Source organism: Pseudomonas sp. GM60, assembly GCF_000282415.1.
GTDB lineage: Bacteria > Pseudomonadota > Gammaproteobacteria > Pseudomonadales > Pseudomonadaceae > Aquipseudomonas > Aquipseudomonas migulae.
In genome coordinates, this window is record NZ_AKJI01000122.1 from 46226 (window position 1) to 52646 (window position 6421).

Sequence of the window (6421 nt, forward strand, 5' to 3'; positions counted from 1 at the left end):
AGGAGGACTGTTGTACATCACCTTCGGTATCGGGCTTGTTTATTTCCATGGCTGTATTCCTTATGCAAACCGGCCCAAAACTTTAAATATCAAAAGATCCAGTGGCATGTAGAGGAAGTGCAGGAGCACCAGAAAGATCACAATTGCCACTATCCCACAAATGATCAACCGCGTTCGCCACTTCTTGCGGCTCGCCAGCTCCGCCTTGGTGTGAATGTAGGGAATGGCAACCAGTACACGCCGCCCCAACACACTGCCCAGGGCTTCAGCTCCACGCACGCGCTGGGTCAGCATTTCCAGGAGCATCACCAATGCGCTAGCGCCCACCGGGGCGAGGATGAAGCCCATGGCAACCACTTTCTTTCGGTTCGGCCGTACCGGCTTTTCAGGCATCAACGGCGACTCCAGGAGAACAAAACGCTCCGCTTTGTTTTCCTGTTCCAGGCTTTCGGAAATTCTGGCACTCATCTCCTTGGCGCGCATTTCCTCATATTTCTTTTTCGCGTTGTCATGGTCGCGCATCAGAGTGATCAGGCCACGCTCGACTTGTGGCGTTTCAATAATCTGCGCTTCGTATTCGGATATTTTCCGCAGCGTCTGCTGCTTCTGATCGGCCAGTGACTTGATACGCGCTTCGGTGGCGGCGATCCGCGCCTGAGCCTTCGCTACATCCATACTGACGGGCACTGCCGCACTACCCGCCACCGCAGTGTTCTTCTCAAGTGCAGCAATCTTGCGCTTCACGGCACGCACATCGGGGTGGGCTTCGGTATACAGCGTCTGCAAACGGACGTACTCGGCCTTGAGGCTGTTCAGATCCTGAGGTTTCTCAGCGGCTGCACCCGCTACTCCAGGCGTGGTCACTCCGCCGGCATTGGCAGCGATAAGCTCCAACTCGTTGAAACGCAAATCCTCACGGGCAGCCTTGTAGTCACGGTCGACCTCTTTGAGGTCGTTTTCGGCGCGCGTCAACATGTTGGTGAGCAATTCCCGATTCTCGGGCAGCGCATTGCTGTGCTTCTGCTTGAAGTCTGCCACGAGATTATCCTGGGCATTCAGGGCAACCTCGAGCTTGTCCGCCTCCTGCTTTGCGAACTCTGTATTTTCATTGGCGCGCTCGGTGCGCTGCCTGATGTTTTCATTCAGGAACAGCGTCACCAGCTCGTTGGCCACTTTGTTGGCAATCTCTGGCTGACGGTGCTCAAAGGAAAGTCGAAACGCAATCGTCACTTCCCCGCGCCCCTTGATCGCGGCGCTGACCAGGGTGACTCCAATCGCATTGCGCATTTCATCGATTTTCTCGGAAACGCTCAAATTCCGGCCTTGAGAAGAGAACAGATTGTATTTGTCGATGATCGCGGCAAGATTCTCCCGGGTCATCACACGCTGGCGAATGACCTCGATGCGCTCATCGGCGAAGGTGCCGTTGTTTGCCGCGACCAGTTCAGGCGAGATCTGCTGCGACTCGATCAGGATCGTGCCCGAGGACTCGAACGTGGGCGGAAGCGACATCGCGACCGCGATGCTCACGCCAAGTATGGCCGCGCAACTCACCATCAACAGCACGGCGTGGTGTTTGACGATAGCTATGTAGTCGTTGACCGACATTTCGTATTCAGAGGCCATATTTCTCACACACCTGAATTTCAGAGTCCGGGGTAACTGTAAACCAGGGTCAACCCGACAATATTTGCGCTGGCATCCGGCAAGCCGTCCTGCTGGCGCTCCTTGTACGTGAAGGATAGGCGCGCAATCCAAAAAGGCGAGAGTTCTTGACTGATCCAGGCACTGTAATTACTCAGGGTGTTCGGCGTCTGGCCTTTGCTGTCTTGCCAGTAGGCATCAAAACCGGTGCGTCGAATCTCATCAATGGCGTAACTGAATGCTCCCCTCAGACTATCCGTCTCGACGAACCCGCCGTCACCGCTGGCGACCGTACTGCGACCGGCGTCGACGAGTGCATCAAACCGCTCGCCGGTGTATTGCAAGGTCAATCCGCCCTGGCCCCTTGGACCTTCACCCGAACCGGAAACCTGATTGATGCCTGCGTACACCGTGCCCTTGAACTGCTCGGAGACCAGGAAATTCACGCCGACCGTGGGTGTATAGCTGTTTGAGGAAGACGCCACCGTGGAGCCCTTCTCAGGTTCGTAGCGTCTGACGCCTAAACGGGTGAACACCTCGGTCTGCTCGCTCCACGCGTAGTTCCACGTCAAGCGGGTGGCCAGCTCGTCGTAGTTGATCAGGGTGGGAATGTCGTAAGTGACATGAGTGTAGTCAGTCTCGTTGAGCAAGGTACTTCGCTCGCTGAGAGCCCTGCTCCAGTTGCCGCCCAGGGTATAAAGCTTCTGCGTGCCATCGGCCGCCACTACGCCGGTTTCCTGAACGGCAGTGGAGAGCGTTGAACTCTCTTCATACTTGGCCGTGAGTCCAAAACCGCCCGTTTCGGTTTCGCGCTGCCACCCCAGTTTCAATCGGGGGTCCTCACGGTCCGTCACGATGTCGGTATCGGAAGAGCGCACGACGTATACACCGAGACCGAATTGAAACTCATCCCGACCGGCAGTGCCGACAAGGCCGTACTCGGGGGCGATGATGGTGCGGGTCACGCCCTTCTCGCCACTCGTGAGCAACAGTGGATTGCTGTCGTACTCGACAGTAGAAGGCACCGCGATTGATGATTGCCAGGTCGCCGCATGGGCCACACCGGAACACGACAGGATCAGGGTTGCAGTGGCAACCCCGGTGGTTCGAAGAGCAAGCAAGGTAATCCTTAATGCATCGCGCAAGTCTAAGGCACGACCAGCGTATCGCCGGCCTGGAGGAGAATATTGGTGGACATGTCACGCCCGGACATCAGATCGCCGTAATTGACTGGCAGGATTTGTTGCTTGGACCCGGTGAGTCGCACGACCTTGATTTCATCCTTGTCGGCAAACTTGTCGAGCCCGCCCGCCACGCTCAAAACCTGCAGCACTGACGTTTGACCTGATAAATGGACACTGCCTGGCTTCAACACTTTGCCCTGCACGTACACGAGATTGCCATCCGTGCTGGTGACGACAACGCTCACCTGCGGATCGGGTATGTACTTTACAAGCTTGGCAGCAATTTTCTCTTCGACTGCGGTGGTATCGAGACCCGCCACATCGACTTGCCCTGCCAGCGGGAAGGTAATGCTTCCGTTGGGAAGAACGATCACGTCCTGCTTGAGCTTGTCTTCGCCCCAAACGGAAACGGCAAGCTTGTCACCCGGACTCAACCGGTATGCAGCATCGTTTGCGACGGCATTGGAAATGCTGGGCATAACTGCCAGCGCGCAGACCACAGGTAACCAGAAACGCGACATCGGGATCCCTCCGCCTAAGTAGCCTTGCCAAGAGTCTTGCATAAAATCCGGGGTAAATCACTCTTGCTCATTTTCAGGTCAAGGAAACGATCAAGGGGCAGTTTTTTGCGCTCGACGCCGTCCGGTTTTCGTCGGCCCGACGCCTCTATTGCCTGCCGGGAAACAGCTGGCGAAGGAAGTTTTTTATTTAACAATAAGTTGTCGTTAAACATATCGTCCTCGATGTCTGCCTGCCAAATTAATAGCACTCTGTTTAATAGAGCCCGTCATTCAGCTAATACATCGCCAAACCCACTAGCAGATCAAATTGATATCAATCACTAGTGTCAATGCGCCACACAATCGCCAGCAAAAACAAAAAGCTAGCTACACCTTCCGCCGGTTGGCGACCATAACAAAACCGAATAACGCGGATGAAAACAACCAGGCGGCAGCAGCTAACGGAACTGCATTCGATTGATTGGTGAGGGCATCATCCCCGCCACTCAAAACTTTACTTTGCGTACCTGAATCTGCCGTTAACTTGTCAATGGCAAGTTGCGCCATTAATCCGTCACAGGAAGAACTATTGACGGTGGTGCCCACCTTGGTGGCGGATTCTATAAGGCTGTTGATTTGATTTTTTGCTGTATCAGCGAAGCTGGTATCGCTGGCCGAAGCTGCCGCGCCAGGACCGTTTGCTACGGTTGAAGGGGCACCACCCTGCTCGGCGGCGGTCATGCCCGCTTTTGGACCATACGCTTGGCAAGCATCGCCCATGCGGTTAATTTCACGGGTCAAATTGGCCGTTTGTGCGGTGGCAATGGCCGCACCATTAAAGAGCACGCAGAACAAAACGGATTTGAGAACCAGTGATGAACGCATTGAAGCCCGCCTCCCTGCACACAGGGTGTTCCTGATATCGAATGAAGGATTCGTTACCCAGCTGATTGGAGCCTATAAGCACATAGCCAGCACGTCAATGCTCTGTCACAACAATAAACTAAAATAAAAATCAAGGCAGAATGGCGTCAATAAATCGACAATTAGTCCTCATCACAACAAGGGTCTCTATCTCCTTGAAACGACTCAAACATGGGCATCAGCCCTGCCGAAAACGGGCCTGAATGCTTTGCTTTTCCCCCTGCCGAAACACCGGCGACAAAAAACTATCGACGCTGGCCGCCATGCATCCACTCTCGTGGACTGACGCCGGTCTTGCGCCGAAATGCCCGGGCGAGCGCCGAAGGGCTTTCATACCCCACTTCATCGGCAATCAGGGCAATGGACTTGCCTTCACGCAAGCGTTTCTGGGCCAGGCTGATGCGCCAGCTCACCAGGTAATCCACCGGGGTCTGCCCCACCACCTGACGAAAGTGTTCGGCAAAACTGGCCCGGGACATGTTGGCCGCCGTCGACAACTCAGCCACAGTCCAGGACTTGCCGGGCGTGTCGTGCATCAGGCTTAACGAGCGTGCCAGGCGAGGGTCGGCGAGACCGGCCATCATGCCGGGGCTTTGTTCGCGATTGGTCAGAATGTGCCGCAGCAACTGGATCACCAGCACTTCGAACAAGCGGTCCATCATCGCTTCACGACCGCAAATGCCACCGAAGGCTTCGTTGAACAGCCAGTCCAGCGTACCGGCCATGGTCGGCACTTCATCGAGATCAAGTACCAGGTAATCGGGCAACGCCGCCGCCAGCGCATTCCCCGCACCGCCATCGAACGTCAGCGAGGCGCACACCAGTTGCGTGTCGGACGTGTCAGCGGCAATCAATCGGTGGCGGTAAGGCCGAGGGAAGAAAATCAAGGTGGGTGTATTGAGCTCAATCGCGCGCTCATCGGCCAGTTTCAGGGTCAGCTCGCCGGATTGCAGCAGATGGAGGTGCCCGCAGGCCTGATCACCGTCAAAACCGGTGGTGCCGCAAAAGGTCCCGCTGTGGAAGGTACCGGCGCTGACGCCGAAATGGCTGAGCAAGGTGGACAAGCGATCCATGGACAGGCTCCTGATGGCATATCTGGACGATCAGTCGCATATCCTCGACGATTTGCAGCCAATAGACCAGCACTCGTCATTAGCATGGACCCCGTACCCAGCGCACACCGCGCCGTCATCTACGGAGATCCACCATGAGCCGCATCAACACCCTGAGCCTCGAACACGCCACCGACGCCACTCGCCCGCTGCTGGAAGGCGTGCAGAAAAAAATCGGTTTTTTGCCCAATGTCTTCAAGACCCTGGCGCATGCTCCCGCCGTGCTGTCCTCTTATCTGCAACAGTCTGCGACCCTCGGTAAAACTTCACTGAGCGCCACCGAGAAAGAAGCGATCTTCCTCGCCACGTCCCAGGTGAATGGGTGCGACTACTGCCTCGCGGCCCACACATTGTTTGCCGGCAAGGCCGGGTTGTCCGCGCAAGACATCCTCAGCGCCCGCAGCGGCCAGCTCAATGCCTTTGCCACTCTTGCCCGGCAGATCACTGAAAGCCGTGGCCATCTGGGCAGCGAGCAGATCGCAGCGGCACGGGCAGCCGGGATCAACGACAGCAAGATTGTCGAAGTGATCGCTCACGTGGCCTCGCAGACCTTGACCAATTACCTCAACAACGTCGCCCTGACCGAGATTGATTTTCCGGCCATCGATGCTTGAACGACTGTCTATTCGGGAGAACCGCTGATGAACACCGTGACGCTCTATACCACTGACACTTGCCCTTACTGCCGCAACGCCAAGATTTTGCTGGCCAGCCGAGGCATTGCGGCACAGGAAATAAACGTTCAATCGGAACCTGGGAAGTTTGAGGAGATGCTCAGCCGTAGCGGGCGCCGTAGCGTGCCGCAGATTTTTATCGGTGATGTGCATGTTGGAGGGTTTGACGAGCTGGCCAAACTTGATCGTCAGGGGGGGTTGATGTCGATGCTTGCTTGAGGCCGGCGACGTTTTTTTTTGGGGGGGTACATATCCGTTGTTGTGGTAACGGCGGCTATGGGTTTCGCTTTTACAGCGAGTCACTTGGAAGAGCCCCAAGTAACCAAGGGCTTTTGCCCCTTTCGTTCGGTGCCTCGCTAATGCTCGGCATGCCCTCGCTCCGG

8 protein-coding genes are annotated in these 6421 nt (G+C 56.0%); 2 read left to right on the plus strand and 6 right to left on the minus strand.

Annotated features, from left to right (window positions below; all coding sequences use genetic code 11):
* Positions 1–60 precede the first annotated feature (60 nt).
* The 6 genes from PMI32_RS03810 to PMI32_RS03790 form a co-directional block, all read right to left on the minus strand.
* Positions 61–1626, minus strand: a complete 1566-nt coding sequence (locus PMI32_RS03810; RefSeq protein WP_008033950.1) for a GumC family protein — start codon at positions 1624–1626, stop codon at positions 61–63.
* A gap of 20 nt (positions 1627–1646) precedes the next feature.
* Positions 1647–2765: a hypothetical protein gene (locus tag PMI32_RS03805; protein ID WP_008033952.1), complete on the minus strand. Its 1119-nt coding sequence runs from the start codon at positions 2763–2765 to the stop codon at positions 1647–1649.
* A gap of 26 nt (positions 2766–2791) precedes the next feature.
* On the minus strand, positions 2792–3349 hold the full coding sequence (locus tag PMI32_RS03800) for a polysaccharide biosynthesis/export family protein (protein ID WP_008033954.1): 558 nt from the start codon (positions 3347–3349) through the stop codon (positions 2792–2794).
* Positions 3350–3363: 14 nt separating this feature from the next.
* The gene (locus PMI32_RS30350; protein WP_157214379.1) at positions 3364–3561 is read right to left on the minus strand and encodes a hypothetical protein; all 198 of its coding nucleotides are present in this window, start codon (positions 3559–3561) and stop codon (positions 3364–3366) included.
* A 154-nt stretch (positions 3562–3715) separates the two neighbouring features.
* Positions 3716–4213 (minus strand): hypothetical protein, encoded by a 498-nt coding sequence (locus tag PMI32_RS03795; protein ID WP_008033955.1) that lies wholly within the window; start codon positions 4211–4213, stop codon positions 3716–3718.
* Positions 4214–4497: 284 nt separating this feature from the next.
* Positions 4498–5325: an AraC family transcriptional regulator gene (locus PMI32_RS03790; protein WP_008033956.1), complete on the minus strand. Its 828-nt coding sequence runs from the start codon at positions 5323–5325 to the stop codon at positions 4498–4500.
* 134 nt (positions 5326–5459) lie between these two features.
* Between PMI32_RS03790 and PMI32_RS03785 the strand changes: the two genes are divergently transcribed.
* On the plus strand, positions 5460–5978 hold the full coding sequence (locus PMI32_RS03785) for a carboxymuconolactone decarboxylase family protein (RefSeq protein ID WP_008033958.1): 519 nt from the start codon (positions 5460–5462) through the stop codon (positions 5976–5978).
* 27 nt (positions 5979–6005) lie between these two features.
* On the plus strand, positions 6006–6257 hold the full coding sequence (grxC, locus tag PMI32_RS03780) for a glutaredoxin 3 (protein WP_008033960.1): 252 nt from the start codon (positions 6006–6008) through the stop codon (positions 6255–6257).
* Positions 6258–6421: the final 164 nt, after the last annotated feature.